Here is a 24,684-nt window from a genome sequence, read left to right on the forward strand (position 1 = left end):
CTTTGATCTCATAGTGCAGCGAAATCAGCACATAGAGTCACGTCGGGTCTAGGGGGGACTATGGTCGGGGACTCGAAGGTGTCGCGGGACGGGGCCGGAGGGCGGGGGCGGCCCGAGCGTCCCGGGCGTTATGCGCCGCTCGCGAGGGACGTGAAGTTCCTGCGGCTCAGGAGGAGGTTCCTGCGCGCGGCCGCGGCGATCACCGCGGTCTTCTTCGGGTGGTACGCGGTGTACGTCGGGCTGTCGGCGTTCGCGCGGGGGTTCATGGCGCGGCAGGTCGCCGGGCACGTCAACGTGGCGCTGCTGCTCGGGCTGCTGCAGTTCGCGTCGACGTTCCTGCTGGCCTGGGGCTACGTGATGTACGCGCGGCGGCGGCTGGACCCGCTGGCGGCGGAGCTGCGGTCGCGGCGCCCGTCGTCCTACGGCAACGGGGTGAGGCGGTGATGCCGGCGCTGGACGGGCGGGCGCTGACCTGCACGCTGTTCGTCGTGTTCGTGCTGATCACGCTCGGCATCACGGTGTGGGCGCGGGCCAACACCAAGGGCGCCGACGACTTCTACGTGGGCGGGCGGACGTTCAACGGCGCGCAGAACGGGATCGCGCTGGCCGGCGACTACATGTCGGCGGCGTCGTTCCTCGGCATCGCCGGCCTGATCGCGCTGTCCGGATACGACGGGTTCCTGTACTCGATCGGCTTCCTCGTGGCGTGGCTGCTGACGCTGCTGCTGGTCGAGCTGATGCGCAACGCCGGACGGTTCACGATGGCCGACGTGCTGGCGCACCGGGTGCGCAGGCAGGCGCCGGTGCGCCGCGCGGCGGTGGTGTCGACGGTGACGGTCTCGGTGTTCTACCTGCTCGCGCAGATGGTCGGTGCGGGCGCACTGGTGTCGCTGCTGCTCGGCATCCACCGCGGCCGCGAGTTCCTCGGCATGTCCGCCGGGACGGCGCGGACCGCGACGATCGTCGCGGTCGGGGCGCTGATGATCTGCTACGTGATGTTCGGCGGGATGAAGGCGACCACCTGGGTGCAGATCATCAAGGCGGTGCTGCTGATGGCCGGGGCGCTGGTGCTGACCGCGCTGGTGCTGGCGAGGTTCGGGTTCGACGTCGGGTCGATGCTCGGATCCGCCGCCGTCGCCAGCGGCAAGGGCGAGGCGTTCCTGCGGCCCGGACTGCGGTACGGCAAGGACGTGCCCGGCGACGCGTTCCAGACGATCGTCAACAAGCTCGACTTCATCAGCCTGGCGATCGCGCTGCTGCTCGGCACGGCGGGCCTGCCGCACATCATGACCCGGTTCTTCGCCGTGCCGGACGCGCGGGCCGCGCGGACGTCGGTGTCCTGGGCGATCGGCCTGGTCGGCGTGTTCTACCTGATGACGCTGGCGCTCGGGTTCGGCGCGGCGGCACTGGTCGGCCGGGACGCGATCGTCGCGCAGGACCCGTCCGGCAACACCGCCGCGCCGCAGCTCGCGCAGGCGCTCGGCCACCACCTCGGTGGCCAGGTCGGCGGGGACGTCCTGCTGGCGTTCATCGGCGCTGTGGCGTTCGCCACGATCCTCGCCGTGGTGTCGGGGCTGGTGCTGGCGTCGTCCACGTCGCTGGCGCACGACTACTTCGGCCAGGTCCTGATGTTCGGGCGGCCGCGCGAGTCGCAGGAGGTGGCGGTGGCGCGGTTCGCGGCGTTCCTCGTCGGCTCGCTGGCCATCGTGCTGGCGGTGGCCGCGCGGAACCTGAACGTGGCGTTCCTCGTGGCGCTGGCGTTCGCGATCGCGGCGGCGGCGAACCTCCCGGCGATCGTGCTGACGCTGTTCTGGCGGCGGTTCAACTCGGCGGGCCTCGTCGCGGGGATCTACGGCGGGCTGATCAGCTCGCTGGTGCTGGTGTTCTTCTCCCCGGTCGTGTCGGGCAAGGTCGACCCGGTAACCGGCGAGAACCAGGCGCTGTTCCCCAAGGGCGTCGACTTCCACCTGTTCCCGCTGGAGAACCCGGGCATCGTGTCGATCCCGATCGGTTTCGCGTGCGCGGTCGCCGGGACGTTCCTCGGCCGCGAGAAGGCCGACCGGGCGCTGTACGACGACCTGTCGGCGCGGGCCCTGACGGGCGCCGGCTCCCACTGACGCGGGCATGCGCCCGAGCCGGGCTGGGCCGGGCTGGGCCGGGCCGGGCTGGGGCGCGGCCCGGGCGCCGGCGCCGGGCGCCGGTGCGGTTGCGGCGCGGCGGCCCGCGACGCGGCCGTGCGGGCGGGCTACCATCGGTCGCGGACCCTGGTTACCGGCTGGTAAGTGACGGCTGACCGCGGGCGCCGCGGACCTCTGATCCGCGCTGTCCCGGACCGTCCCCGAATGTGCCGAGTGCCCGGGCGTCCGATCGATCGCGTGGCAGAATGTCAGACCGCGCCGTGGACCACGGCGGGCGGCCGGGAGGAGGTGCGGCGGCGTGTCCCATGCCGGTCGGCGCCGTGCCCCGCACGCACGTCCGACGCCGCGCCCGCGCTTGGCCGCCCGCCCGTCCGCCGAGGAGCCGCGCCCGCCGGCGCGGCTCGGCGCCCGGACCACCGCCGCCCTCACGGTGCTCACCCTCGCCGCCGCGGTGGCCGTCCCCGCGACCCTCGTCCCCGACGAGGCCGACCCGGCGGCGCGCCCCGTCCGCGGCGCGGCGGCGGGCGCCGCGATGCGGACCGCGACCGACCAGATCCGCGCCCGCGAGTGGCACCTGACCGCGCTGCGCGCCCCGAAGGCCTGGCGCTACTCCAAGGGCGCCGGCGTGACCGTCGCCGTCCTCGACACCGGCGTCGACAAGGGCCACCCCGACCTCACCGGACGGGTGCTCAACGGGCCCGACCTGACCGGCGGCGCGCGCCGTCCCGGCGGCCGCTACTGGGGCCTGCACGGGACCTCCATGGCCAGCATCATCGCAGGTCACGGCCACGGGCCCGGCCTCGCGCAGGGCATGCTCGGGGTCGCGCCGCAGAGCCGGGTCCTGTCCGTCCGGGTGACGCTGGAGAACAACGACCCGCTGCGCAAGGCCGGCGCCCAGGCCACCACCGGCTCCCGCGACGCCGTCGCCCTCGGCATCCGGTACGCGGTCGACCACGGCGCCGGCATCATCAACATGTCCCTCGGCGGCGGCCGGCAGTCCTACAACGGCAACCCCGCCCAGGAGAGCGCGATCAAGTACGCGCTGGGCAAGGGCGTCGTGCTGATCGCGTCGGCGGGCAACGACGGCTCCGGCGCCGACCGCAAGAACTTCCCCGCCGCCTACCCGGGCGTGATCGCGGTCGGCGCGCTGGACCGCAGGCTCCACCTGTGGAAGGACAGCAACCGCAACTCGCACGCCGCCGTGTGCGCGCCCGGCGTCGACATCGTCAGCGCCGACGCCAGCAACGGCTACGTCGTCGGGACGGGCACCAGCGCGTCGTCGGCGATGGTCGCCGGCGTCGCCGCGCTGATCCGCTCCCGCTACCCCAGGCTCAGCCCGGACGAGGTCCGGCAGGCGCTGATCACGGGCTCGCCGGCCCGCCGCGGCCACCCGACCGGCTCGCCGAACTGCGCCGGGACGGTCGACGCCGTCCGCGCCCTCGTCGCCGCGAACGCCCTCAACAAGACCTCGCGGGGACCGGTGGAGCCGGCTCCGAGCCCGTCCGCCACCCCGGAGCCCGCCGCCGACTCCCCGGCCAAGGACTCCGGCGTCCTGCTGCCGCTGGTGCTCGGCGGCGGCGGAGTGCTGGTCCTCATCGGGCTGGTGCTGGGCTGGCGGCAGCGGCGCCGCCCGGACGAGGAGTTCGACGACGTGCCGCCGCCCGACGACGACCTGCCCGACGACGACCTGACGCCCGGCTACCGGCTGCCCGGCGCGCCGTCCGAGCCCGCCGCCATGCCGGCGCCCGGCGCGGTGCCGCCGGGTCCGGTGCCGCCGATCGCGCCGGTCAACACGGCTCCGTTCCAGAGCTCGCACCCCTATGCCGGCCCCGGCATGCCGCCGCCGCCCGGCGGGTATCCGGACGTCCCGGCGACGCATGTCCAGGGCCCGGCGCCCGTCCCGGAACCGGTCGCCGAGGCCGAACCATACGTGCCGGAGCACGCGCTCCCGCCGGACCAGTGGGACGAGGCGCCCTGGGATACCGGCGCGCCGCTGCAGGACGGCATCCCGCCCGGACCGTCGCGGCAGCCTCCCGTCATGGCGGGCGAGCTGCGTCCGTTCGTGCCGGGCGAGTTCCCGGTGGGCGACTTCCCCGTCGGCGGGCTGAACGGCGAACTCCCTGGCCCGGTCGAGGGCTTCTCGCCGAACGGGCGGCACCTGCGCGAGGACCGTCCGGCCAACGGCCACGACCACGGCAACGGCCGCCATCTCGCGAACGGCCACAACGGGCACGACCCGCGCAACGGCCACGACTTCGGCGCCGGCCAAGAGCTGAGCGGCGGCGTCAACGGGACGGCGCCGGGCGGCGCGGGCCCGGCGGACGACGCTCCGGGCCTCGACGACGAGGAATGGGAGAGGTTCCGGCGCAGCGCCCTCGAAGGACCCGGGGTGCCCGAGGCCGAGTTCCCCACCGCGCCGCAGGACGGGCCGACCGGCGCCCCGCTGCCACCCGCCGTACCGCCGCCGCCGACCGTGCCGCCGCCGACCGTGCCGCCGTCTGCCACGCCGCCGTCCGCCGCGCCGCCGTCCGCCGCGCCGCCGTCCGCCGCGCCGCCGTCCGCCGCGCCGCCGTCTGCCACGCCGCCGTCTGCGGTGCCACCGACCGCCGCGCCGCCGTCCGTCGTACCTCCGGTGGAGGACGCCTCGGCCGGTGGTCTCCCCGCGACGCCGCCCGTTCCTCCGGTGCCGCCCGCCCCGCCCGCCGGTCCCGGTGACGACGACCCGCACAACCCCCGGACCCGCCGCCCCTACTCCTCCAGCGACGACGACGACTACCGTCCGCCCTGGTGGTGAGCCCAGAGGTGAGCCCGGCGGCGCGCACCGCGCCGGGCGACGCGGGCAGCGGCGCCGTACTCCGGCGGGCGTAGCGCGGGAGCCTCCCGCCGTCCGATTCGCGCCCCCGGACCCGTCGCGCAGCATCGAACCATCCGCTCACACAGGAAGGTCGATGAACGATGCTGACGACACTCGCGACGCATCCGGGCCCGTGGCACGACGGCGGCGCCCCCGGCTACTGGCCCGTCTTCCCGATCATGTTCGGGCTGTTCTGGCTGGCGGTGCTCGGCGCCGGCTTCTACCTGATCCGGCGCAGGACTGCGGCGTCCGCCGCGTCCGCCGCCGCCGCGTCCGACCCGCTCGCGAAGGCCCGGTCGGTCCTCGCCGAGCGGTTCGCGCGCGGGGAGATCGACGAGGACGAGTACCTCATGCGGCAGTCGACGCTGCGCGACGGCTGACCGGCCATCAGCGGGACGCGGCGGCGGCGGTCACTCCAGGCCGGCCTCTTCGAAGATCTTGTCGATGCCGTCCGGGTCCATCGGGTCCCGGGCGGCGGCGTCGGCGAACCGGGTGAGCAGCCGCGCGAACTCGGCGCGCTCGGTGTCGGTCCAGCCGGTCATCAGCCCGTGGTAGTAGGCGCGGCGGTACCGGTCGGCGACCTGCTTGACCCGGCGCCCGGCGTCGGTCAGCCCGAGGTTGGCGCGGCGCGCGTCCACCGGGGAGGGGCGCCGCGACACCAGCCCGGCGTCGATGGCGTGCCCGACCAGGCGGCTCGCGGTGGACGGGTCGATCTCCAGCCGGTCCGCGACGGCGCCGACGGTGATCTCGCAGGGCGCTCCCGCGTCGTCGCCGGTCCCGCCGCCGTCGCCCGGCGGTTCGGTGGGCGGGTCCTCGATGAGCCCGGCGACGGCGTTCACCACCATCAGGTTGGAGATCTGCAGGGGCCGCCCGCCGGGGCCGCCGGCGGTGCGCGCGCGGATCCGCTTCATCATGTCGGGCTTGATCCAGACCCGCCGCAGGTGGAACAGGGCGGCGCCGATCGCGGCGAGGACGGGGTCCGGCCGGTCGCCGCTCACCGGGCGCCTCGGACCGTTGTCCAGCCTGCGGTCTCGTGGCGGGGCGTGTCCGTCGCCATGCAAGGGTCTCCCGTTCGATTCCTGCCACCGCGGACAGCGGACGGTGCGCGCCTTCAACTCTAACGGCTGTACGGTGCATATGTTCTTTATGCGCCCTTTATCCCCACCGTTCGGGGCGAATCCGGGACGTCCGTGACCGGCGTGCCCGCGGTTGGACCTGGGACACGCGGCACGGGAGAGCCGCAGGTGAAGCGCGATGTGGTGCACTGAACGACCGGCCCCCGTTCCCTCGGAACCACCGGACGATGTCGGCCCGGACGCGTAGCATGGCACCCGGCCGAACCCGGACGACCCGGGATCAGTGACCACAGAGGGGACCTGATGCGAGCGGCGAACGCCCCCGGCGACGTCCCCGGCGACGTCCCTCCCCAGGACGGCGGCGACGGCGGACCGGACGACGGCTCAGCCCTGAAACGCGTGACCGACCAACCGACCGACCCATCGGCGACCGGAGAGGACGGCCCCGGCGAGGACACCGCCTTCCCCACCGGCCTGCTCTCCGACCGCGACCGCCGGATCCTGTCCTTCGAGCGGCAGTGGTGGAAGTACGCCGGAGCCAAGGAGCAGGCCATCCGCGAGACCTTCGACATGTCGGCGACGCGGTACTACCAGCTCCTGAACATCCTGATCGACCGGCCCGAGGCGCTCGAGTGCGACCCGATGCTGGTCAAGCGGCTGCGCCGGATGCGGTCGCAGCGGCAGCGGCAGCGCGCCGCGCGGCGGCTCGGCATCCGGCCCTGAGTCGACCACCATAGGTCGGCGTGAACACTCCCCGCTCTGTGACGGCCGTCGGCGCCGACGGCCTGGACGCGATCCGCACCGACCCCTCCCGGGCCGTGCTCGGGTTCGACTTCGACGGCACCCTCGCGCCGATCGTCGACGATCCCGCGGCGGCCCGGGCCCATCCGGACGCCGCGCCGGCGCTGGCCCGGCTGGCCCCCCGGGTGGGCAGGCTCGCGATCATCACCGGCCGGCCCGCCGCCGTGGCCGTCGAGTACGGCGGCTTCGAGGGCGTCGACGGGCTCGTCGTGCTCGGCCAGTACGGGCTGGAGCGCTGGGAGTCCGGCACGCTCACCGAGCCCGACCCGCCGCCCGGGATCGCCGAGGCGCGCGCGAAGCTGCCCGGCGTGCTGGAGGCGGCGGGCGCCCCGCCCGGCACGTTCGTCGAGGACAAGACGCACGCGCTCGTCGTGCACACCCGGCGCTGCGCCGAACCGCAGGTCGCGCTGGACCGGCTGCGCAGCATCATCGCGGCGCTCGCCGAGCGCACCGGCCTCGCCGTCGAGCCCGGCCGCTACGTGCTGGAGCTGCGTCCACCGGGTGTGGACAAGGGACGGGCGCTGCGCTCGCTCGCCGACGCGTTCGCCGCCGAGCGCGTCGCGTCCCCGTCCGCCGTGCTGTTCGCCGGCGACGACCTCGGCGACCTGGCGGCGTTCGACGCCGTGGACGCGCTGCGCGCCGAGGGCGTGCCGGGCGTGACGGTCTGCAGCGGTTCGAACGAGGTCACCGAGCTCGCCGAGCGCGCCGACGTGGTCGTGGACGGCCCGGCGGGCATCGTCGACCTGCTCGGGACGCTGCTCGACGGCTGATTCCACGCTGAAGTGACAAGTGCTGTAACCAGATTTGTCGCATCTCGCGTGACTCTTGTGGCACCCGTGGACCTGACGTCCAATTGAGCCAAAATAAGGTGGATTGCGGCATGTGTGGTTCATCGGGGGGCCACGCGAGCGACCACGGGAGGTTGGACGGTGGACACGGATCCGGGAATCCCGCGCCGTCCGGGCGACATCAGGAACACGCCGCCGAGCGGCTTCCCGTCCCCGGCGGCGGACCCCGCGCAGGCCGGGCCCGTCCCGCCCGGCGCTCCGGCACGCCCGATCGTCCACACCCCGCCGCCGCCCGGCGGCGCAACCCCACCACGCGCCTGGAGCCCGCCCCCCGCCCAACCGCCCGGCCTCGCGCAGCCATCCACGCCCGCGCAACCGTCCGGCCTTGCCCAGCCGTCGGGGCTCGCGCAACCGACTGGCCTCGCGCAACCGTCCGGCCTCGCGCAGGCGCCAGGGCTCCCGCAACCAATTGGGGCTGTGCCAGGGCCCGGCCTCGCGCAGCCGTCTGGGCTCGCGCAGCCGTCGGGGCTCGCGCAACAGCCGGGCCTCGCTCAACCGACCGACTTCGCGCAGGCACCAGGGCTTGCGCAACCAACTGCATCCGTGCCAGGGCCCGGCTACGCGCAGGCGCCCGGTCTCGCGCAGGCGCCCGGTCTCGCGCAGCCGTCGGCGGCGCCGCCGGGTGGGTACGGGCAGCAGGGGGAGGGGTCTGCGCGGTCTAGCGGGCCGTCGCCGGTGGCGGGTTCGGCGGGGGCTGGCCAGGCCGTTTCGCAGGGGGACATGGCCTGGGCCGGGGTTCCCGCGGCGCAGGACGACTTCGCGGCGCGTGATGTTCCGCAGCGCAAGGAGGCGGGCGAGGAGCCGTCCGGGGCCGGACCGATGGGCGTGCGGGAGACGAGCGGTGTCCAGGTGCGGCTCGGGTCGCGGACGCGTGCCCGGCAGGAGCGGCCCCGCAGGCGCGGCGGCCGCCGCGGCGGGCTCGTCGCGGGCGGGGTGCTTGCGCTGGCCGCGCTGGTCACGGCGGGGCTGGTGCTGACGCCCGGTTCCGGCGACGACAAGGGCGGCGACGGCGGTCCGGCTCCGGCCACCGCGGAGCAGCGGCCGGCCGGCGGGTCGGGACGGCTGCCGCGCACCGGCACGCCCGTCGAGGTGGGCACGGCGGACGGGTCCAAGTACCGACTCGCGGCGGTCGGCGGCGGTGTCAGCGACGACGGCGTGGTGACCACGTTCCAGTCGTCGCCGCCGTCCGGGACGTCGTTCGCCTACATCGAGTACGTGCTGAGCAACCCGACCGGTCACAAGGTGCTGCTGGACTTCCCCGGCGACGTCTTCGTCAAGCGCGACCTCGTCACGAAGGCCGCGCGGGGACGGTGCATGCCGCAGGCCGGCGTGCCGGAGGACATGTGCACGCCGCCGACGCAGAGCCGGGTCGTGCGGCGGCTCGCCGGCGGTGACCTCGTTCCGGGGGACGGCGGGGACAAGTACCTGCCGCCGGGCGCGTCCTACCTGGTCCGTGCGACGGTGGACGTGCCGGTCGCGCGCAGGCTGACCCGTCCGGACATGGGCCTGTACGTCTGGAAGCAGCTGTACATGGCCGACCAGCTCGCCAAGCAGGTGCCGTTCCCCGGCAAGTAGCCGGACGAGCGAACGCCGTGGCCGCCCGGACGGGTCCGGGGCGGCCACGGCGCGGGGGACTACTCGGCCTCGGGGTCATCGGCGAGGATCCCGTAGAGCCGGCGGCGGGCGTCGTTGATGACGTCCAGCGCGCGCGCCTTCTGGGCGTCGCTGCCGACGGCCATGACCTGCTTCATGGCGCCGAGGAGCTGGCCGAACGCCTCGCGTTCGCGCAGCGCGTTCGCGCCGGCGGCCTCGGTGACCTCGTCCCAGGGGGCGGTGGTCTGCGCCGCGGCCTGCTCGCGGCCGGTGTCGGTGAGGGAGAACAGCCGCTTGCCGCCCTCCTCCCGGCTGGTGACCAGGTCCTCGTCCTCCAGCATCTGGAGGGTGGGGTAGACCGAGCCGGGGCTCGGCCGCCAGACGCCGCCGGTGCGCTCGTCCAGTTCCTGGATCATCTCGTAGCCGTGCATCGCCCGCTCGTCGAGCAGGGCGAGCAGTGCGGCGCGGACGTTGCCGCGCCGGGTGCGCCGACCGCGTCCGCGCCCGTGATGGCCGGGGCCGAAGCCGGGGCCGCCCGGACCGAAACCCGGGCCGCCGGGGCCCCATGGGCCGAACGGATCACCGCGTCGCGCGCGTCCTTCGGGACCGCCCGGGCCACCGGGACCATCGGGACCACCGGGGCCGAAGGGTCCGCGCCTTCTCTTCGTGTGCTCACGCATCGCCATCTCCTTCGTTCAGGCCCGACCACGCCAGTCGTGATCGGTTGCGATGCATTAACGATATATCGGAATCGCTCGCGATGCAACAACCCGGTCTCAGCGCAGCCGGGGGAGGAGACCGGCGACCCGGTCGAGCTGCTCGTTGAGCGCGCCGAGACCGGTCGCGCCGAGCCGCAAGACGAGATGCCGGGCGCCCGCGGCCGTGTACCCCGACAGCCGCGCCGCGACCTCGTCCTCACCGCCGGTGGCCACGGCCTGGATCTGCCGCACCTGGTCCAGCGGCAGCCCGTAGTTGGCGAGGGCGAACCGCTCCAGCGTCCGGTTCCCCTCGACCGGGTCGTCCTCGACCAGGACGGACGCGAAGAGGGCCGGAGTCACCGCGTCCGGAGCGCGCCCGTGCTTCTCCGCAGCACGGTGGACGCCGGCCAAGGCGGTCTTGTAGTCGGCGGGATCAGGCGGATAGGGGAGCCAGCCGTCGTACATGCGCCCGGTGCGCGACAGCGCGGCAGGCGTGATGCCCGCCAACCAGATCGGCGGCCCGTCCTTGCGGAACGGCGCCGTCATGGTGGGCAGGTCGTCGAAGTGGAGCAGCTCGCCGTGGAACGAGGTCTTCTCCGGTTCGTGCCATAGCTGCCGCCACAGCGACACGGTCTCGTCCAACCGGGTGAACCGCTTCTCCCACGGAACCTCGGACGCCGCGTACATCGGCTTGCCGAAGCGGCCCGGGAAGCCCGCCCCGACCGTCACGGTAAGGCGCCCTTGCGAGAGCAGGTCGAGCGACGCGAGCGTCTGCGCAGCCTGCACGGGACGGCGCAGGACCGCCATGAGCGCGGCCGTCCCGAGCGTGACGCGCTCGGTCACCGCCGCAGCGGCGGCCAGCATCGACAGCGCTTCGATACGCGACTCGGTGATGCCGTCGTTCACCCACAGGGAGTCGAAGCCGAGCCGTTCGGCGCGTGCGGCGAAAGCGATGAGGTCGCGCGGATCCGACCCGTCCCACTGGGCCTTCCCGATGGGGATGAGGACGCCGATACGGATGTCGTCGTTGTTCGCGGAGTTCATACGGTCCATGGGCCGTCATCCTGCGAGGCCCTCGGAGTACCGGCAATTCCCTGCGGGGAATGGCAGAGGCACTGGTCCCGCGGCTAGAACTGCTGGTGTGAGCTTCCCTCAGGCGCTACGCGAGCGCCGCCGCCATCGCCGTCTCAGCCAGCTCGAACTCGCTTTGCGCGCCGGTACGACGCAGCGGCACGTCAGCTTCCTGGAGAGCGGCCGCTCCGAACCCGGACGGGCGATGGTCGTCCGGCTGGCGGAATCGCTCGAACTGCCGCTGCGGGAGCGCAACGACCTGCTCACCGCCGCCGGCTACGCGCCCGTCTACCCGCGGACGCCCCTGGACGACCCCGCGCTCGCCCCCATCCGCACCGCGATCGAGCACGTCCTCGCCGCGCACATGCCGTACCCGGCTATCGTCGTCGACCGGTACGGCGACCTGGTCACCGCGAACGCGGCGTTCGGCGTCCTCACCGAGGGCATGGCGCCGGAACTGCTCGAACCGCCCGTCAACGCCTACCGGATCGCCCTGCATCCGGACGGGCTCGCGCCGCGCGTCGCCAACTTCGCGGACTGGGCCCGGCACGTCCTGGACGCCCTGCGCGACACCGTCCAGCGCGACCCCGACGACCGGCTCGCCGCCCTGCACGCGGAGCTGACCGGGTACGTCGGCCCGCGCACCGAACCGGACGGCGCGCTCGGCTTCGCCGTCCCGCTGCACCTGCGGTCACCGGACGGCGACCTGCGGCTCATGACGACGATCACCACGTTCGCCACGGCCACCGACGTCACGATCGCCGAGCTGAAGCTGGAGGCGTTCCTGCCGGTGGACGAGGCGACCGCGACCGTCCTGGCGGAACGGGCCGCGCGGCGGCCCGCCGCGCTCAGGGACCGGTGACCTTCAGGTTGTCGAGGATGTCCTTGGTCGCGTTGCGGTTGTCGGTCTCCTTCACCCGGATCCACAGCCCGAACTTGCCCGACTTGTCCTTGAGGCCGACCTCGGTGACCGTCGGCGTCCCGCTCTTGCAGGCGGTGAACCGCGTGATGGTCCCGGTGAGCGCGCCGTCCGGAGTGGTGTAGTTCTGCGGCGGGTTCTTCGTGCACTGCGCGTGCAGCGCCGCCGTCGGCGGCGGCAGGTGGCCCGGCTGGACGTCGGTGGTCACGCCGATGAACACGCCCGGCCCGGCCCCGTTGCCGAGGAACAGCTGCTTGTTCGGCGTCGCGCGCAGCACCGGGCGCGGGCCCGCGTCGTTCAGGTGCACGGTCGTCGGCACCCAGGTCTGCTCCTGCTGCCTCGGCCACGTCTTCGGCACCGCGGTCTTGATCTTGCCGGACGGGTCGGCGACCGCCGCGAAGTCCTTCGGCACCTTCGGCGCCTTGCCGCCCCCGTCCTTCTTGCCGCCGCCGCCCGACAGCATGCTGAGCGACAGCCCGACGACCAGCGCCAGGACGAGCACCACCGCGGTGATGATCATCGGGGTGACGAACCTGCGCGGCGCGCCACCGCCGCCCCCCGTCCCACCGGGACCACCAGGACCGCCCGGACGGGACGCGCCTCCACCGCCGGCGCCCTTGAGCTTGCCGAGCAGACCGCCGCCTTTGCCCTTGCCCTGGCTCTGGCCGGGCCCCGGGGGCGGCTGGAAGCCGGTGGGCGGCGGGCCGAACTGCCCGCCCGGCCCCGGCCCCATCGGCGGCCCCTGCGGGCCGCCCTGCTGCTGCGGTGGCGGCTGCGTCGGGAACACGGCCGTCTTGTTGTCGCCGCCCGTCTGCTGGTTCGGCGGAGGCGGCTGCTGCGCGGGCGAGTACGAGGCGGGACCGAACGCCCTCGTCCGGTCGTCGTCGGGGGAGGTCGGCGCCTCCGGGCGCCCGTGCGGGTCGCTGCGCCCGCCCGGGTCGTCCACGATCGTGTGCTCGCCGGCGCCCTGCGGCGGCCTGCCCTGGCCCGCCGGGACCTGCATCTCGGACGTGCGGATGTCGTCGGCGTCCTGCGTCTGGTCGAGCCGCGTCCGCGGCTCCGGCGGGACGCTGGCCGGCGCGGACGGCCCCTGCCCGGCGGCCATGGTCTGCCCCGGCCCGGGCGCCTGGGCGGGCGCGGGCGGACGGTCCTGCGGCGATCCGCCGTGGTAGTAATCCTGGATGGTCTCGTCCGGCTCGATCCGCGGCGCCGGCGGCGCGTACGAGGGGGCGGGGGAGTCCGCGGGGGCGGCGCTGGACCGGGTGGAGGACGGGGCGGAGGTCGGGCGCAGCGTCGACAGCGCCTCGGCGAACGCCTCGGCGGTCGGCCACCGCTTCTCCCGCTCCACCTCCAGCGCCCGCAGCACGACCTGGTCGAACGCCGGCGACAGCCCCTCGCGCAGCTCGCTCGGCGGCGACTTCACCGGCGCCGGGCCGGGGGCCCGCCCGGTGAGCATGTGGTAGGTCAGCGCGCCGAGGCCGTACACGTCGGCCCGCACGTCCAGGCCGCCGCCGAACCGCGCCTGCTCCGGCGACATGTAGCCGGGGGTGCCGACCGGCAGCGTGAACGCCCCGGACGCGTGCGCCAGCGCCTTGGCGAGCCCGAGGTCGGCGATCAGCAGCCTCTCGCCGCCGTCCGGCGTCGACTGGAACAGCACGTTCGACGGCTTGAGGTCGCGGTGGATCACGCCGAGGGTGTTGATCACCTCGACGCCGTAGGCGATCTCCTCCGCCATCGCGACCGCCTCGCTGACCGGAAGTGGCCGCTCGCGCATCCGGTCGGCGAGCGTTCCGCGGTCGGCGTACGACATCACGAAGTAGGGTCGTCCGTCGGGGAGCTCGCCGATGTCGTGGACCCGCACCAGCCGCGCGGAGTCGGCGCGGCGCAGGATGCGCGCCTCCTCCAGGAAGCGGTTGCGCACGTCGAGGTCGTCGAGGAGGCTGCCGGACAGCACTTTTATCGCGACCTGGGAGGCCAGCGCGTCGTCGTGCCCCAGCCACACGGAGGCGAACGCCCCGGAACCCAGGACGCGATCGATTCGGTAACGGCCGACAGTAGGTGGGAAGGACACTCCCGTATCATGCCCAACAAACGGGGTGAGTGTGCGAACGAGCATTGAGGCACGGCATGGCATTCGATGAGCGGACCGAAGAGCTGGCAGTCAAGGCCGCCCAGGGGGATCAGGCCGCCCTCAACGAGCTGCTGCGCAAGATCGAACCGGACGTGCTGCGGCACACCGCCCGGTTCCTGCCCTGCCGGCAGGACGCCGAGGAGGCCTGCCAGGACGCGTTGCTGCAGGTCGCGCGGAACATCCACCGGTTCGAGGGGCGCTCGCGGTTCAGCACCTGGCTGCACGTCGTGGTGGCCAACTCCGCCCGCTCCACCTACCGGTCGCTGAAGCGCCGCTCGGTCGAGCAGGCCGGCGAGCTGCCCCAGCAGCGCCCCGACCCGCACCGCACCAGCGTCATCGCCGGCTCCCGGGTCGACATCCTGGACGCCATGGAGGACCTGGAGGCCCGCAAGCCGGACCTCATCCAGGCGCTCGTGCTCCGGGACGTCTCGCAGCTGGAGTACGCGGAGATCGCCGAGCAGCTGAAGCTGCCGCTCGGCACGGTGAAGTCGCGCATCCACGAGGCCCGCAAGCAGTTCCGGGAGACGCTCGGCGAGTCCTACACCTGACGCCTCGGCCTCCCCGCGCGGATGCCGCCCGCGCGGACGGCGCTTGCGCAGGTCGGCGCCCGTCAAGCATCGGTAATCGCGCGGCAACCGTGCGTTCAGTCGCCGGGTCCGGCGGCCCGCGCTCCGCCACGATGCGGTGCATGTCATCCGGCCTCGAGACCCCGTCCGAACGACCGATCTTCGTCTTCGGCTGCCCGCGCTCAGGGACGACGCTGCTGCGCCTGATGCTGCACTCGCATCCCCGCATCGCGCTCCCGACCGAGACGCGGCTCGTGCTCCCCGCCTATACGGCGCGGGCACAGTTCGGTGACCTCACGGACAGCGAGAACAGGCGCGCGCTCGCCGACTGGCTGACCGCCCGGCCGGCCACCCGGTTCCGCGACCTCGGCCTGGACGCCCGCGAGATCACCGAGGAGATCGTCGCGGGGCCGCCCACCCTCGGCTCCGCCCTCGGGACCATCTTCCGCGCCTACGCCCGGCGGCACGGCAAGGCCCGCTGGGGCGACAAGCGGCCGAGCTACATCCGGCACGCCGGCGCGCTGCTGCGGATGTTCCCCGACGCCCAGTTCGTCCACCTCGTGCGCGACGGCCGGGACTGCATCGCCTCCCTCAAGGAGATGCCCTGGTACGACCAGGACCTCAACCACGCCATCTCCGTCTGGCGCGAGGCGATCGACACCGGGCGGCGGCTCGCCGTCCGCCTCGGCCCCGACTCCTTCTACGAGCTGCAGTACGAGCGGCTCGTCGCCGACCCCGCCGACGAGCTGCCCCGGCTCTGCGAGTTCCTCGGCGAGGACTACCACCCGGCCATGACGGCCCCGCAGTCCCTCGCGCAGCGGACCGTCCCGCCGCAGAAGAAGTGGCACGGCCTCACCCGCGACGCCGTCACCTCCACCCGCGTCGGATCGTGGGCGCAGCGGCTGGACGCCTGGGAGATCAGCCTCGCCGAGGCCGCGTTCGGCGAGCGGCTCGCCGAGTACGGCTACGAGCCCAGCGGGCTGCCCAAGCCGCCGCCCGCACGGCTCGCCCGCTTCGCCCGGACCGCCGCGCACCGCCGCATGGCGCAGCGCAAGGCCGACCTGCGCGAGCGCTGGCAGCGCCGGCACGAGCCGAACCCCGTCGACTGCCGCCTCCCCCCGATCCATGCGACCGCGACGACCGCCCCTCGGCAGGGCATGCCGAACTAGCCGCCGGGCGAGGGACGGGTCAGTCGAGGGCGGCGAGCTGGTCGGCGAACCAGCGCCGCGGCGGGAGGGCGGTCGCGGCGGACGCGAGCCGGGCGCAGCGCTCGGCCCGCTGGTCGCGCGGCATCAGCAGCGCCTGGTGCAGCGCCTCAGCGGTCTGGGACACGTCGAACGGGTTCACCATAAGGGCGTCCTCCGACAGTTCCGCCGCGGCGCCCGCCTCGCGGGACAGCACCAGCGCGCACCCCCGCTCCGACAGGACGGGCCCCTCCTTCGCGACGAGGTTCATGCCGTCGCGGATCGGGTTCACCAGCAGCACGTCGGCCAGCCCGTACGCGGCGAGCGAACGCGGATAGTCGTCGTTGACCTGGAGGATGAGCGGCTCCCACGTCGCGGTGCCGAACTCCTCGGTGATCTGCTTGGCCAGCCGCTGCACGGCCGCGGTGTACTCGCGGTACTCGGGCAGGTCGTAACGCGACGGGTAGGCGAACGCGAGGTGCACCACCCGTCCGCGCCACTCCGGATGGTTGACGAGCATCTCCCGGTAGGCGGCCAGCCCGCGCACGATGTTCTTCGACAGTTCCGTCCGGTCGATGCGGACGATGAGCTGGCGGTCGCCGACCTGGTCGCGCAGCGCGCGCGCTCGATCCGCCACGTCCTGCTGGGCCGCTCGCTCCCGCAGCGCCGTCCCGTCGACGCCGAGACCGTGCACGCCCACTCGCGTCGTACGCCCCGCGTCCGTGACGGTTCGGGCGGCGCGATCGACGCGCGCGCCGAGCACCGCCTCGCAGCAGTCGAGGAAGGCCGAGGCCCAGCGCTCGGTGAGGAACCCCGCGTGGTCCGCGCCGAGGATGCCCTGCAGTATCTGCGCGCCGATGTCGTCCGGGAGCAGGCGGAAGTACTCCGGCGGCGCCCACGGCGTGTGCGAGAAATGCACGATCTTCAGGTCGGGGCGCCGGTCGCGCAGCATCCGCGGCGCCAGCGACAGGTGGTAGTCCTGGATCGCCGCCTTGGCGCCCGGCGCCGCGTCGCGCGCCAGCGCGTCGGCGAACGCCGCGTTGTACGCCTCGTACGACTGCCAGTCCCTGCGTGCGCGCGCGTCGAAATGCGGGCTGCGCGGGGTGTCGTACAGCAGGTGGTGGACGAACCACAGCGTCGAGTTCGCGACCGCGTTGTACGCGCGGTGGAACGTGGCCGCCGGGATGTCCAGCATCCGGACGGCCGCGCCGCCCGTGTCGTGCCCGGCGAGGTCGATCCGCCCGTCGGGAGCGCGCCGCGCCGCCGTCCGGTCGGCCTCGCCGAGGCTCGCGCACACCCACAGCACGTCCTGCCCGGACGCCACGCCGGCGAGGCCCGACACGAGGCCGCCGCCGCCCCGCCGCATCGTCAGCGTGCCGTCGCCGGACAGCGAGAACGACACCGGGCCGCGGTTGGACGCCACCACCACTTGGCTCATACCGGCAGGGTCTCAGTTGTGACGGGGGTGCTTCAAAGTGGCCCGGGGGAACAGTTCCGTCCTGCGAAGCAGGCACCCATGTGTACCGGTATCACCGTGGTTAGCGGGGTTCGCGCCGGGTACCCGGTCGGAATGAGTCGGGCCGAGACGACCAAGACCGTCCTTGTCGCAGGGGCGGCGAACCTCCTCCTCGCCATCGCCAAGCTGATCGCCGGGGCACTGGCCGGTTCGAGCGCGATGCTCGCCGAAGGCGCGCACTCCGTGGCGGACACCATCAACCAGGGCTTCCTGCTGACCTCGCTGCGCCGCAGCGCGCGGCCGCCCGACCGCAGCCACCCGTTCGGGTACGGCAACGAACGCTACTTCTGGTCGCTGCTCGCCGCGTTCGGCATCTTCGTCGCCGGCGGCGGCTTCTCCATCTTCGAAGGCGTCCTCGCGATGACCGGGCACGGCGGCTCCGAGGGCAACGTCTGGATCGCCTACGGCGTCCTCGCCCTCGGCGTGGTGCTGGAGGGCACGTCCTGGATCCGCGCGTTCACGCAGGCGCGTCGGGAGACCCGAGAGAACGGCCGCGACATCGTCGACCACGTCCGCCGGTCACCCGACGTCACCTTCAAGGCCGCGCTGTTCGAGGACACCGCCGCCATGATCGGCCTCGCGTTCGCCGCCGCCGGGCTGGTGCTGCGGCAGATCACCGGGTCGGAGTTCTGGGACGGCCTCGCCTCCGTCCTGATCGGCCTGCTGCTCGTCGTCGTCGCGTTCGTGCTCGGCCGCGACAGCATGGGCCTCATCATCGGCCGCGCCGCCGACCCCGCCGCGCTGCGCGAGATCCACGCCGAGATCGCCGCGGCGCCGGGCGTGACCGGCGTGGACGACCTGCTCACGATGCACTTCGGCCCGGACGAGCTGCTCGTCGCCGCCCGCGTCAACTTCTCCGACGACATCAGCGCCGACCAGGCCGAGGACGTCGCCGGCGAGATCGACCGGCGGCTCAAGGAGCGCGTCCCGATCGTCCGGCACGTCTTCCTCGACCCCACCCAGCGCACGCCCGCCGCGGACTCCGCGGAACCGGCGGGCGCCCCGGACACCGCCGGCGAGCCGGCGTGATCAAGACCACCCGCGGGTAGCGTCTCATTGGCCGGACGTCCCTGTCTGCCCTCCGGTCACGTCATGTAAAGTTCGCATACGAGCTCAAACGGCTCGACGACGTACGAGCTCGAGCGCTCGACCCACAACTGAATACCGCTCATCCAGAGGGGTGGAGGGACCGGCCCTGCGAAGCCCCGGCAACCACCCGGCTGACGCGCGCTCGCGATCCTGCGAGGCCGGCCGGGAGATGGTGCCAACTCCGGCCTGCGACCAAGGTGGCGCAGGAAAGATGGGGAGAAAGGCCTCGCCCTCATGGCACTCACGCCTGCCACAGACCTCGGACCCGCGACCGCCCTCGTGTGCCGCGAATGCGGCTCCACGCGCGACCTCGGACCCTTCTACGCCTGCGAGGAGTGTTTCGGCCCGCTGGAGATCGCCTACGACTTCGGCGGGATCACCCGGGCCGGCATCGAGTCGGGCCCGCGCAACATCTGGCGCTACCGCGGGCTGCTGCCCGTCCCGTCGACCGTCGCCGACACCCCCAACACCGAGCCCGGCCTGACCCGGCTCGTCCGCGCCGACAACCTCGCCGAGAGCCTCGGCCTGCAGCGCCTGTGGGTGAAGGACGACAGCGGCAACCCGACCCACTCGTTCAAGGACCGCGTCGTCGCGGTCGCGCTCGCCGCGGCCCGCGAGCTCGGCTTCAAGGTGCTGGCCTGCCCGTCCACCGGCAACCTCGCCAACGCGGTCGCCGCCGCCGCGGCCCGCGCCGGGATCCGCAGCGCCGTGTTCGTCCCGAACAACCTCGAGTCCCAGAAGATCATCACGACGGCGGTGTACGGCGGGACGTTCGTCACCGTCGACGGCAACTACGACGACGTGAACCGGCTCGCGTCCGAGATCGCCGGCGAGCAGGAGGACTGGGCGTTCGTCAACGTCAACGTCCGGCCGTACTACGCCGAGGGCTCCAAGACGCTCGGCTACGAGATCGCCGAGCAGCTCGGCTGGCGGCTGCCCGACCAGATCGTGGTCCCGGTCGCGTCCGGCTCCCAGCTCACCAAGATCGACAAGGCGTTCCAGGAGCTGATCAAGCTGGGCCTGGTCGAGGACAGGCCGTACCGCGTGTTCGGCGCGCAGGCCGCCGGCTGCGACCCGGTGTCGGCCGCGTTCAAGGCGGGGCACGACGTCGTCCGGCCGGTGAAGCCCGACACCATCGCCAAGTCCCTCGCCATCGGCAACCCCGCCGACGGCCCGTACGTGCTGGACGTGACGCGCCGCACCGGTGGCGCCGTCGAGGACGTCACCGACGAGCAGGTCGTCGAGGGCATCCAGTTGCTGGCGCGCACCGAGGGCATCTTCGGCGAGACGGCCGGCGGCGTCACGGTCGGCTGCCTGCGCAAGCTGGTCGAGTCCGGCGCCCTCGACCCGTCCGCCGAGACCGTGATCATCAACTCCGGTGACGGCCTGAAGACGCTGGACGCCGTCGCGCCCGTGGCCAGGCCGAGCGCCGACATCGCCCCGACGCTGGAGGCGTTCCGCGCCGCCGGCCTCGCCTGAGAACGAGAAGGAGCCAGCAGATGAGCAGCGTGTCCGTCCGCATCCCGACGATCCTGCGGACCTACACCGGCGGCGAGGCGGAGGTGAAGGCCGAGGGCGACACCCTGCGCGCCGTGGTCGCCGACCTGGAGGCCAGCTACACCGGCATCGCGGCCCGCATCCTGGACGACGCCGGAAAGATCCGCCGGTTCGTCAACGTCTACGTGGGCGACGAGGACGTCCGGTTCGCCGACGGCCTGGACACCGCGACCCCCGCGGGCAGCCAGATCTCGATCATCCCCGCCGTCGCCGGCGGCTGACCGCCACCGGCCAACCCGCCCCGCCCCCGGGGCGCCGCCGCACCCGCCGGGTAGGGTCGACTCCGATCACGCCGAGTCGACCCCGCCGCGGCCCAGCGCCGTGAGGACGCGGGTGGTCCGCGGCCCACGCGGTGGCAGGGGCGGGGCCGGGCACGCTCGAACGTCGGGGCTGGGAATGGCGCAGGGCACGGTCAAGTGGTTCAACGCCGACAAGGGGTACGGCTTCATCGCGGTCGACGGGGGACGCGACGTCTTCGTCCACCACTCGGCGATCCAGATGGACGGCTACCGCACCCTCGAACAGGGCCGCCGCGTCGAGTTCGAGATAACCCAGGGCGACCGAGGCCCCCAAGCCGAAGCAGTCCGCCCCCTCTGACCGCAGCCGGGCACTGAGCTGTGAACGGACGGGCCCGCCTTGCGCGAAGGGGGCCGTCCGTCCTGCGCTCGTGGCTACCGTTGCGCCTGTTCGTAGAACGCTCGGACTCTTGCCGCCTGCCCATGTTGGTCCAGCTCGACCACGTCCAGCGCGCGGTTGCCGTTCTCGCGCCGGTACAACAGGGCGTAGCCGTTGGGGCTGGTCAACAACGCCTCTTCGGTGAAGCGCAGTTCCGGTGCAAGTTCCAAGCCTCGCTCGAAGTGGCGGCGCAGCTCCGCCTTGCCCCGCAACTGGCCGTCCGGTCGCTCCCATCGGGTCACGACCGTCGAGGCCACAAAGTCGACGTCGTCGGAGTAACACGCCATGACGGCGTCCAGGTCCCTGGCTTCCCAACCGGCCAACCACTGATCCGCATGTGCTCTCGTATCCATGATGATCAGTATTCAGGCGAGCATGACGCGTGCGCGATGGGATATCGGCGGGCGAGCCCGGCCCGGCGCCGATGCGCGGACGGCGTGAAGCGTCCCGTTCCGGCGCATGATCGCGCACACTGGGACAAGACGGCCCATGTCCGGCGGCGAGTCGCGGCGCTCCGGTGCAGGTCAGGGTGACTCCGGCCAGGTCGGTGAAGACGAGGGCGGCGAGGATGCGCGACGCTTGCACTCGGCAGGGTAGAGTGCTAAAAAACGGTTGGCACTCTACTGTGGAGAGTGACAGCTTCACAGTCTGGGTCGGGGCGATGAGGCCCCAGTCCGGTGGCGGAATGGCAGCCGCCGGGCACGGGGCCGTCCGTCGCGGGCGTCGGCTCGATCCTTTAAGCCACCTTGTTCCGGGAGGACTAGGAGCCTATGGCTGCAAAGATGATCGCGTTCGACGAGGAGGCCCGCCGCGGCCTCGAGCGCGGCATGAACCAGCTCGCCGACGCCGTGAAGGTGACCCTTGGTCCCAAGGGCCGCAACGTCGTGCTGGAGAAGAAGTGGGGCGCCCCCACGATCACCAACGACGGTGTATCGATCGCCAAGGAGATCGAGCTCGAGGACGCCTGGGAGAAGATCGGCGCCGAGCTCGTCAAGGAGGTCGCGAAGAAGACCGACGACGTCGCGGGTGACGGCACCACCACCGCCACCGTGCTCGCCCAGGCGCTGGTGCGCGAGGGCCTGCGCAACGTGGCGGCCGGCGCGAACCCGATGTCGCTGAAGCGCGGCATCGAGGCCGCGGTCGAGCGGGTCAGCGAGGAGCTGTCCAAGCTCGCCAAGGACGTGGAGACCAAGGAGCAGATCGCCTCCACGGCGTCCATCTCCGCGGGCGACCCGCAGATCGGCGAGATGATCGCCGAGGCGATGGACAAGGTCGGCAAGGAAGGCGTCATCACGGTCGAGGAGAGCCAGACCTTCGGTCTGGAGCTCGAGCTGACCGAGGGCATGCGCTTCGACAAGGGCTACATCTCGCACTACTTCGTGACCGACCCCGAGCGGATGGAGGCGGTCCTCGAGGACCCGTACATCCTGATCGTTCAGGGCAAGGCGTCGGCCAACAAGGACCTGCTGCCCGTCCTCGAGGGCGTCATGCAGTCCGGCAAGCCGCTGCTGATCATCGCGGAGGACGTCGAGGGCGAGGCCCTGGCCACCCTGGTCGTCAACAAGATCCGCGGCATCTTCAAGTCCGTGGCCGTGAAGGCCCCGGGCTTCGGCGACCGCCGCAAGGCCATGCTCGGCGACATCGCGACGCTGACCGGCGGCCAGGTCATCAGCGAGGACGTGGGTCTCAAGCTGGAGAACACCACGACCGACATGCTGGGCCGCGCCCGCAAGGTCGTCATCACCAAGGACGAGACCACCATCGTGGACGGCGCCGGTGACGCCAACGAGATCGCGGGCCGGGTCAACCAGATCCGCACCGAGATCGACAACACCGACTCCGACTACGACCGCGAGAAGCTCCAGGAGCGCCTGGCCAAGCTCGCGGGCGGTGTCGCGGTCATCAAGGCCGGCGCCGCGACGGAGGTCGAGCTCAAGGAGCGCAAGCACCGCATCGAGGACGCCGTCCGCAACGCCAAGGCCGCGGTCGAGGAGGGCATCGTCCCCGGCGGTGGCGTCGCGCTGCTGCAGGCCGGCACCAAGGCGTTCGACAAGCTGGAGCTCGCGGGCGACGAGGCCACCGGTGCCAACATCGTCAAGCGCGCTCTGGAGGAGCCGCTGAAGCAGATCGCCGTGAACGCCGGCCTCGAGGGCGGCGTCGTGGTGGAGAAGGTCCGCAACCTGACCCCGGGTGAGGGCCTGAACGCCGCGACCGGCGAGTACGTCAACATGTTCGACTCCGGGATCCTCGACCCGGCCAAGGTGACCCGGTCCGCGCTGCAGAACGCCTCGTCGATCGCCGCGCTGTTCCTGACCACCGAGGCCGTCATCGCCGAGAAGCCCGAGAAGAACCCGGCCCCGGCGGGCGGCATGCCCGACGCCGGCGGCATGGACTTCTGATCGGGTCCTGAGCCGTACGGTCGTTCCCGGCCGGCCGCGCATCCCCGCGCGGACGGCCCGGCGATCCGGTGAAACGAAAGGGGCGGTTCCCTCGCGGAACCGCCCCTTTTCGCATGCCCGGGCGGGTGTTCCTCACCTACGACCGCGCGTCCGCCGAGGGCGGCTTCGCCTGACCACCGGCGCACGACCAGCATGACGCTCTGACCGCCCTCCGCGTCGCGTCGACCGGCGGCACAAGAGCCTCGCCCCGGCGCCACATCGTCCGGCGGCGGACCAGGTCAGGCGGCCGCCGGGGCAGACTCCACGGAGTCGACGGCCGACGCGGGACGGGAAACACCTTCCGCTGCGGGGCCGGGCTTGGAAGGATCGCCGGTTGGACGGCGCGGGACCCGCGCCGTGCGACGGACGTGGAGAGCGGCCCGCGTCAGCGGCCGACAAGGCAGGAGAACGCGTGAGCGAAGTGTTCAGCTCCCCGGTGCTGAGGGTGGAACAGCCCCGCAGGGGCCCGTTCGCCAAGTCGCGGTACCGGGTGCTCGACGGCGAGGGCACCGTCCTGGCCGTCGCGGGGGAGACCGGAGAGAAGGGGCGCGCGGAGACGCTGCGGACGATCTTCCCCGGCAAGTCCAACCTCGACGCCCACCTGGTGCTGCTGACCACTCCCTCCGGCGACCCGCTGTTCGTGGTCGACAAGCGGCGCGGACGGGAGCTGACTGAGGTCCGCGACTCCGAGGGCGGCCTCGTCGGCTCGTTCGTCACCGAGCGCGTCGGCCGGCGGTACGTCCTCCGGGACGCCGAGGGCGGCCGCGTCGGCATCGTCGCGGTGGACCTGCCGCGCAACAACTTCGAGGTGACGGACGCCGACGGCGGCAAGGTGGCGCACGTCCGCAAGAAATGGGCGGGCCTCGCCACCCACCTGCTGACCACGGCGGACAAGTACGCCGTCGAGATCTTCGACCCCGTCCGGGAGCCGCTGCGCACGATGGCGGTGATGACGGCGATCGTGATGGACCTGAACCTGCACGAGTCGAAGGACATCACCTGACGCGTGCTCCGCCTCGTCCCGCCGAGACGGGTTCACGGTCCACCCGCTGCCGCATCGCAAAGAATTTTTCGACCGGACGGAACGCGTGGAATGCCCCTTCCGTCACGGGCGTTCCGGGACGAATCCCAAGGTCAGAGCGGCACGATGGGGATGGTCGATGCCGGAGACGTCCGAAGCGTCCCACGCGAACTTCGCGAGCTGGTTTGACGTCCGCGGTCGGTGGGCATACTGTTCACTTCGCCCCACGGGGAGCGGGACGCCGACAGGCGGCCGGCCCGATGGGAAACCACCACTCAGCAGCCGACACGGCTTTGCCGTGCCAGCCGTGACGTGGTGGCGTCGGAGAGGGCCCGATTTTGCGAATCGAGCCGGATCTGATGAAATGGAGTCACCGCCCGGAAGGCCGCGCAAGCGGACCGGAAAGGCAATCGGAAAAGCCCGGAAATTGACACTCCGAGCGGATCTGATAAAGTAAGAGCAGTCGCCCCGGGGCGGGAAACGCGAAAGCGGGACCAGCACGGTGGGTG

The 24,684-nt window shown here is 72.9% G+C and carries 22 protein-coding genes and 1 riboswitch; of the genes, 16 read left to right on the top strand and 6 right to left on the bottom strand.

The genetic code is table 11. The features are described 5' to 3' along the window. The first annotated feature begins 60 nt into the window (after positions 1 to 60). The 4 genes from QP089_RS42825 to QP089_RS42840 all read left to right on the top strand — a co-directional run bounded on the left by QP089_RS42825 (position 61) and on the right by QP089_RS42840 (position 5,372). Positions 61 to 444: a DUF485 domain-containing protein gene (locus QP089_RS42825; RefSeq protein WP_285920271.1), complete on the top strand. Its 384-nt coding sequence runs from the start codon at positions 61 to 63 to the stop codon at positions 442 to 444. Beyond that, positions 444 to 2,117 (top strand): monocarboxylic acid transporter, encoded by a 1,674-nt coding sequence (locus QP089_RS42830; RefSeq protein WP_285920272.1) that lies wholly within the window; start codon positions 444 to 446, stop codon positions 2,115 to 2,117. The genes QP089_RS42825 and QP089_RS42830 overlap by 1 nt, the downstream gene beginning before the upstream one ends. A 319-nt stretch (positions 2,118 to 2,436) precedes the next feature. Next, entirely contained in the window at positions 2,437 to 4,932 is a 2,496-nt protein-coding gene (locus QP089_RS42835; RefSeq protein ID WP_285920273.1) for a S8 family peptidase, read from the top strand. Positions 4,933 to 5,093: 161 nt separating this feature from the next. Beyond that, positions 5,094 to 5,372, top strand: coding sequence for an SHOCT domain-containing protein (locus QP089_RS42840; protein ID WP_285920274.1), 279 nt, complete (start codon positions 5,094 to 5,096; stop codon positions 5,370 to 5,372). A gap of 30 nt (positions 5,373 to 5,402) precedes the next feature. On the opposite strand, the gene QP089_RS42845 is transcribed toward QP089_RS42840, so the two are convergent. Then, positions 5,403 to 5,990 carry a MarR family winged helix-turn-helix transcriptional regulator gene (locus QP089_RS42845; RefSeq protein ID WP_285920275.1) on the bottom strand — a complete coding sequence of 196 codons (588 nt, stop codon included), beginning with the start codon at positions 5,988 to 5,990 and terminating at the stop codon, positions 5,403 to 5,405. 468 nt (positions 5,991 to 6,458) lie between these two features. On the opposite strand from QP089_RS42845, the gene QP089_RS42850 reads away from it, so the two are divergent. The 3 genes from QP089_RS42850 to QP089_RS42860 all read left to right on the top strand — a co-directional run bounded on the left by QP089_RS42850 (position 6,459) and on the right by QP089_RS42860 (position 9,292). Continuing rightward, a complete protein-coding gene (locus QP089_RS42850; protein ID WP_446474136.1) occupies positions 6,459 to 6,791 on the top strand; it encodes a DUF3263 domain-containing protein in 333 nt (110 codons plus the stop codon). A gap of 20 nt (positions 6,792 to 6,811) precedes the next feature. Further along, positions 6,812 to 7,639 (top strand): trehalose-phosphatase, encoded by an 828-nt coding sequence (gene otsB / locus QP089_RS42855; RefSeq protein ID WP_285920276.1) that lies wholly within the window; start codon positions 6,812 to 6,814, stop codon positions 7,637 to 7,639. Between the two features lie 798 nt (positions 7,640 to 8,437). Beyond that, positions 8,438 to 9,292: a hypothetical protein gene (locus tag QP089_RS42860; protein ID WP_285920277.1), complete on the top strand. Its 855-nt coding sequence runs from the start codon at positions 8,438 to 8,440 to the stop codon at positions 9,290 to 9,292. 59 nt (positions 9,293 to 9,351) lie between these two features. Here QP089_RS42860 and QP089_RS42865 read toward each other — a convergent pair whose 3' ends face one another. After that, on the bottom strand, positions 9,352 to 9,990 hold the full coding sequence (locus QP089_RS42865) for a PadR family transcriptional regulator (RefSeq protein ID WP_285920278.1): 639 nt from the start codon (positions 9,988 to 9,990) through the stop codon (positions 9,352 to 9,354). A gap of 96 nt (positions 9,991 to 10,086) precedes the next feature. Further along, on the bottom strand, positions 10,087 to 11,061 hold the full coding sequence (locus QP089_RS42870; protein WP_285920279.1) for an LLM class flavin-dependent oxidoreductase: 975 nt from the start codon (positions 11,059 to 11,061) through the stop codon (positions 10,087 to 10,089). Between the two features lie 88 nt (positions 11,062 to 11,149). Between QP089_RS42870 and QP089_RS42875 the strand changes: the two genes are divergently transcribed. After that, positions 11,150 to 11,941, top strand: a complete 792-nt coding sequence (locus QP089_RS42875; RefSeq protein WP_285920280.1) for a helix-turn-helix domain-containing protein — start codon at positions 11,150 to 11,152, stop codon at positions 11,939 to 11,941. Here QP089_RS42875 and QP089_RS42880 read toward each other — a convergent pair. Further along, entirely contained in the window at positions 11,928 to 14,114 is a 2,187-nt protein-coding gene (locus tag QP089_RS42880) for a serine/threonine-protein kinase (RefSeq protein ID WP_285920281.1), read from the bottom strand. The genes QP089_RS42875 and QP089_RS42880 overlap by 14 nt on opposite strands. An 11-nt stretch (positions 14,115 to 14,125) precedes the next feature. Between QP089_RS42880 and QP089_RS42885 the strand changes: the two genes are divergently transcribed. Further along, on the top strand, positions 14,126 to 14,677 hold the full coding sequence (locus QP089_RS42885) for an RNA polymerase sigma factor (protein WP_285920283.1): 552 nt from the start codon (positions 14,126 to 14,128) through the stop codon (positions 14,675 to 14,677). Between the two features lie 140 nt (positions 14,678 to 14,817). After that, on the top strand, positions 14,818 to 15,864 hold the full coding sequence (locus QP089_RS42890; RefSeq protein ID WP_285920284.1) for a sulfotransferase family protein: 1,047 nt from the start codon (positions 14,818 to 14,820) through the stop codon (positions 15,862 to 15,864). A gap of 19 nt (positions 15,865 to 15,883) precedes the next feature. Here the strand turns inward: QP089_RS42890 and QP089_RS42895 are convergent, their stop codons facing one another. Next, a complete protein-coding gene (locus QP089_RS42895; protein ID WP_285920285.1) occupies positions 15,884 to 17,317 on the bottom strand; it encodes an alpha,alpha-trehalose-phosphate synthase (UDP-forming) in 1,434 nt (477 codons plus the stop codon). Positions 17,318 to 17,449: 132 nt separating this feature from the next. On the opposite strand from QP089_RS42895, the gene QP089_RS42900 reads away from it, so the two are divergent. The 4 genes from QP089_RS42900 (at position 17,450) to QP089_RS42915 (ending at position 20,638) form a co-directional block, all read left to right on the top strand. Further along, the gene (locus QP089_RS42900) at positions 17,450 to 18,424 is read left to right on the top strand and encodes a cation diffusion facilitator family transporter (protein WP_285920286.1); all 975 of its coding nucleotides are present in this window, start codon (positions 17,450 to 17,452) and stop codon (positions 18,422 to 18,424) included. A gap of 136 nt (positions 18,425 to 18,560) precedes the next feature. Continuing rightward, a riboswitch (SAM riboswitch) is annotated at positions 18,561 to 18,702 on the top strand. Between the two features lie 16 nt (positions 18,703 to 18,718). Further along, positions 18,719 to 19,963 carry a threonine synthase gene (gene thrC, locus QP089_RS42905; RefSeq protein ID WP_285920287.1) on the top strand — a complete coding sequence of 415 codons (1,245 nt, stop codon included), beginning with the start codon at positions 18,719 to 18,721 and terminating at the stop codon, positions 19,961 to 19,963. A gap of 20 nt (positions 19,964 to 19,983) precedes the next feature. Beyond that, positions 19,984 to 20,262, top strand: a complete 279-nt coding sequence (locus tag QP089_RS42910) for a MoaD/ThiS family protein (RefSeq protein WP_285920288.1) — start codon at positions 19,984 to 19,986, stop codon at positions 20,260 to 20,262. 175 nt (positions 20,263 to 20,437) lie between these two features. Then, positions 20,438 to 20,638, top strand: coding sequence for a cold-shock protein (locus tag QP089_RS42915; protein ID WP_285920289.1), 201 nt, complete (start codon positions 20,438 to 20,440; stop codon positions 20,636 to 20,638). 74 nt (positions 20,639 to 20,712) lie between these two features. Here QP089_RS42915 and QP089_RS42920 read toward each other — a convergent pair whose 3' ends face one another. After that, positions 20,713 to 21,069 carry a nuclear transport factor 2 family protein gene (locus QP089_RS42920; RefSeq protein ID WP_285920290.1) on the bottom strand — a complete coding sequence of 119 codons (357 nt, stop codon included), beginning with the start codon at positions 21,067 to 21,069 and terminating at the stop codon, positions 20,713 to 20,715. A gap of 417 nt (positions 21,070 to 21,486) precedes the next feature. On the opposite strand from QP089_RS42920, the gene groL reads away from it, so the two are divergent. Both groL and QP089_RS42930 read left to right on the top strand, forming a co-directional pair. Next, a complete protein-coding gene (groL, locus tag QP089_RS42925; RefSeq protein WP_285920291.1) occupies positions 21,487 to 23,115 on the top strand; it encodes a chaperonin GroEL in 1,629 nt (542 codons plus the stop codon). 451 nt (positions 23,116 to 23,566) lie between these two features. After that, on the top strand, positions 23,567 to 24,157 hold the full coding sequence (locus tag QP089_RS42930; RefSeq protein WP_285920292.1) for a phospholipid scramblase-related protein: 591 nt from the start codon (positions 23,567 to 23,569) through the stop codon (positions 24,155 to 24,157). Positions 24,158 to 24,684 lie beyond the last annotated feature (527 nt).

Origin of the sequence: Actinomadura opuntiae (assembly GCF_030283205.1) — a bacterium.
Lineage (GTDB): Bacteria > Actinomycetota > Actinomycetes > Streptosporangiales > Streptosporangiaceae > Spirillospora.

Coding starts and splice junctions, on each gene's coding strand:
- QP089_RS42890 (WP_285920284.1), top strand. CDS start 14,818: ATGTCATCCGGCCTCGAGACCCCGTCCGAACGACCGATCTTCGTCTTC.
- groL (WP_285920291.1), top strand. CDS start 21,487: ATGGCTGCAAAGATGATCGCGTTCGACGAGGAGGCCCGCCGCGGCCTC.
- QP089_RS42865 (WP_285920278.1), bottom strand. CDS start 9,990: ATGCGTGAGCACACGAAGAGAAGGCGCGGACCCTTCGGCCCCGGTGGT.
- QP089_RS42900 (WP_285920286.1), top strand. CDS start 17,450: ATGAGTCGGGCCGAGACGACCAAGACCGTCCTTGTCGCAGGGGCGGCG.
- QP089_RS42860 (WP_285920277.1), top strand. CDS start 8,438: ATGGCCTGGGCCGGGGTTCCCGCGGCGCAGGACGACTTCGCGGCGCGT.
- QP089_RS42915 (WP_285920289.1), top strand. CDS start 20,438: ATGGCGCAGGGCACGGTCAAGTGGTTCAACGCCGACAAGGGGTACGGC.
- QP089_RS42840 (WP_285920274.1), top strand. CDS start 5,094: ATGCTGACGACACTCGCGACGCATCCGGGCCCGTGGCACGACGGCGGC.
- QP089_RS42825 (WP_285920271.1), top strand. CDS start 61: ATGGTCGGGGACTCGAAGGTGTCGCGGGACGGGGCCGGAGGGCGGGGG.
- thrC (WP_285920287.1), top strand. CDS start 18,719: ATGGCACTCACGCCTGCCACAGACCTCGGACCCGCGACCGCCCTCGTG.
- QP089_RS42895 (WP_285920285.1), bottom strand. CDS start 17,317: ATGAGCCAAGTGGTGGTGGCGTCCAACCGCGGCCCGGTGTCGTTCTCG.
- QP089_RS42910 (WP_285920288.1), top strand. CDS start 19,984: ATGAGCAGCGTGTCCGTCCGCATCCCGACGATCCTGCGGACCTACACC.
- QP089_RS42870 (WP_285920279.1), bottom strand. CDS start 11,061: ATGGACCGTATGAACTCCGCGAACAACGACGACATCCGTATCGGCGTC.
- QP089_RS42920 (WP_285920290.1), bottom strand. CDS start 21,069: ATGGATACGAGAGCACATGCGGATCAGTGGTTGGCCGGTTGGGAAGCC.
- QP089_RS42830 (WP_285920272.1), top strand. CDS start 444: ATGCCGGCGCTGGACGGGCGGGCGCTGACCTGCACGCTGTTCGTCGTG.
- QP089_RS42880 (WP_285920281.1), bottom strand. CDS start 14,114: ATGCTCGTTCGCACACTCACCCCGTTTGTTGGGCATGATACGGGAGTG.
- QP089_RS42885 (WP_285920283.1), top strand. CDS start 14,126: ATGGCATTCGATGAGCGGACCGAAGAGCTGGCAGTCAAGGCCGCCCAG.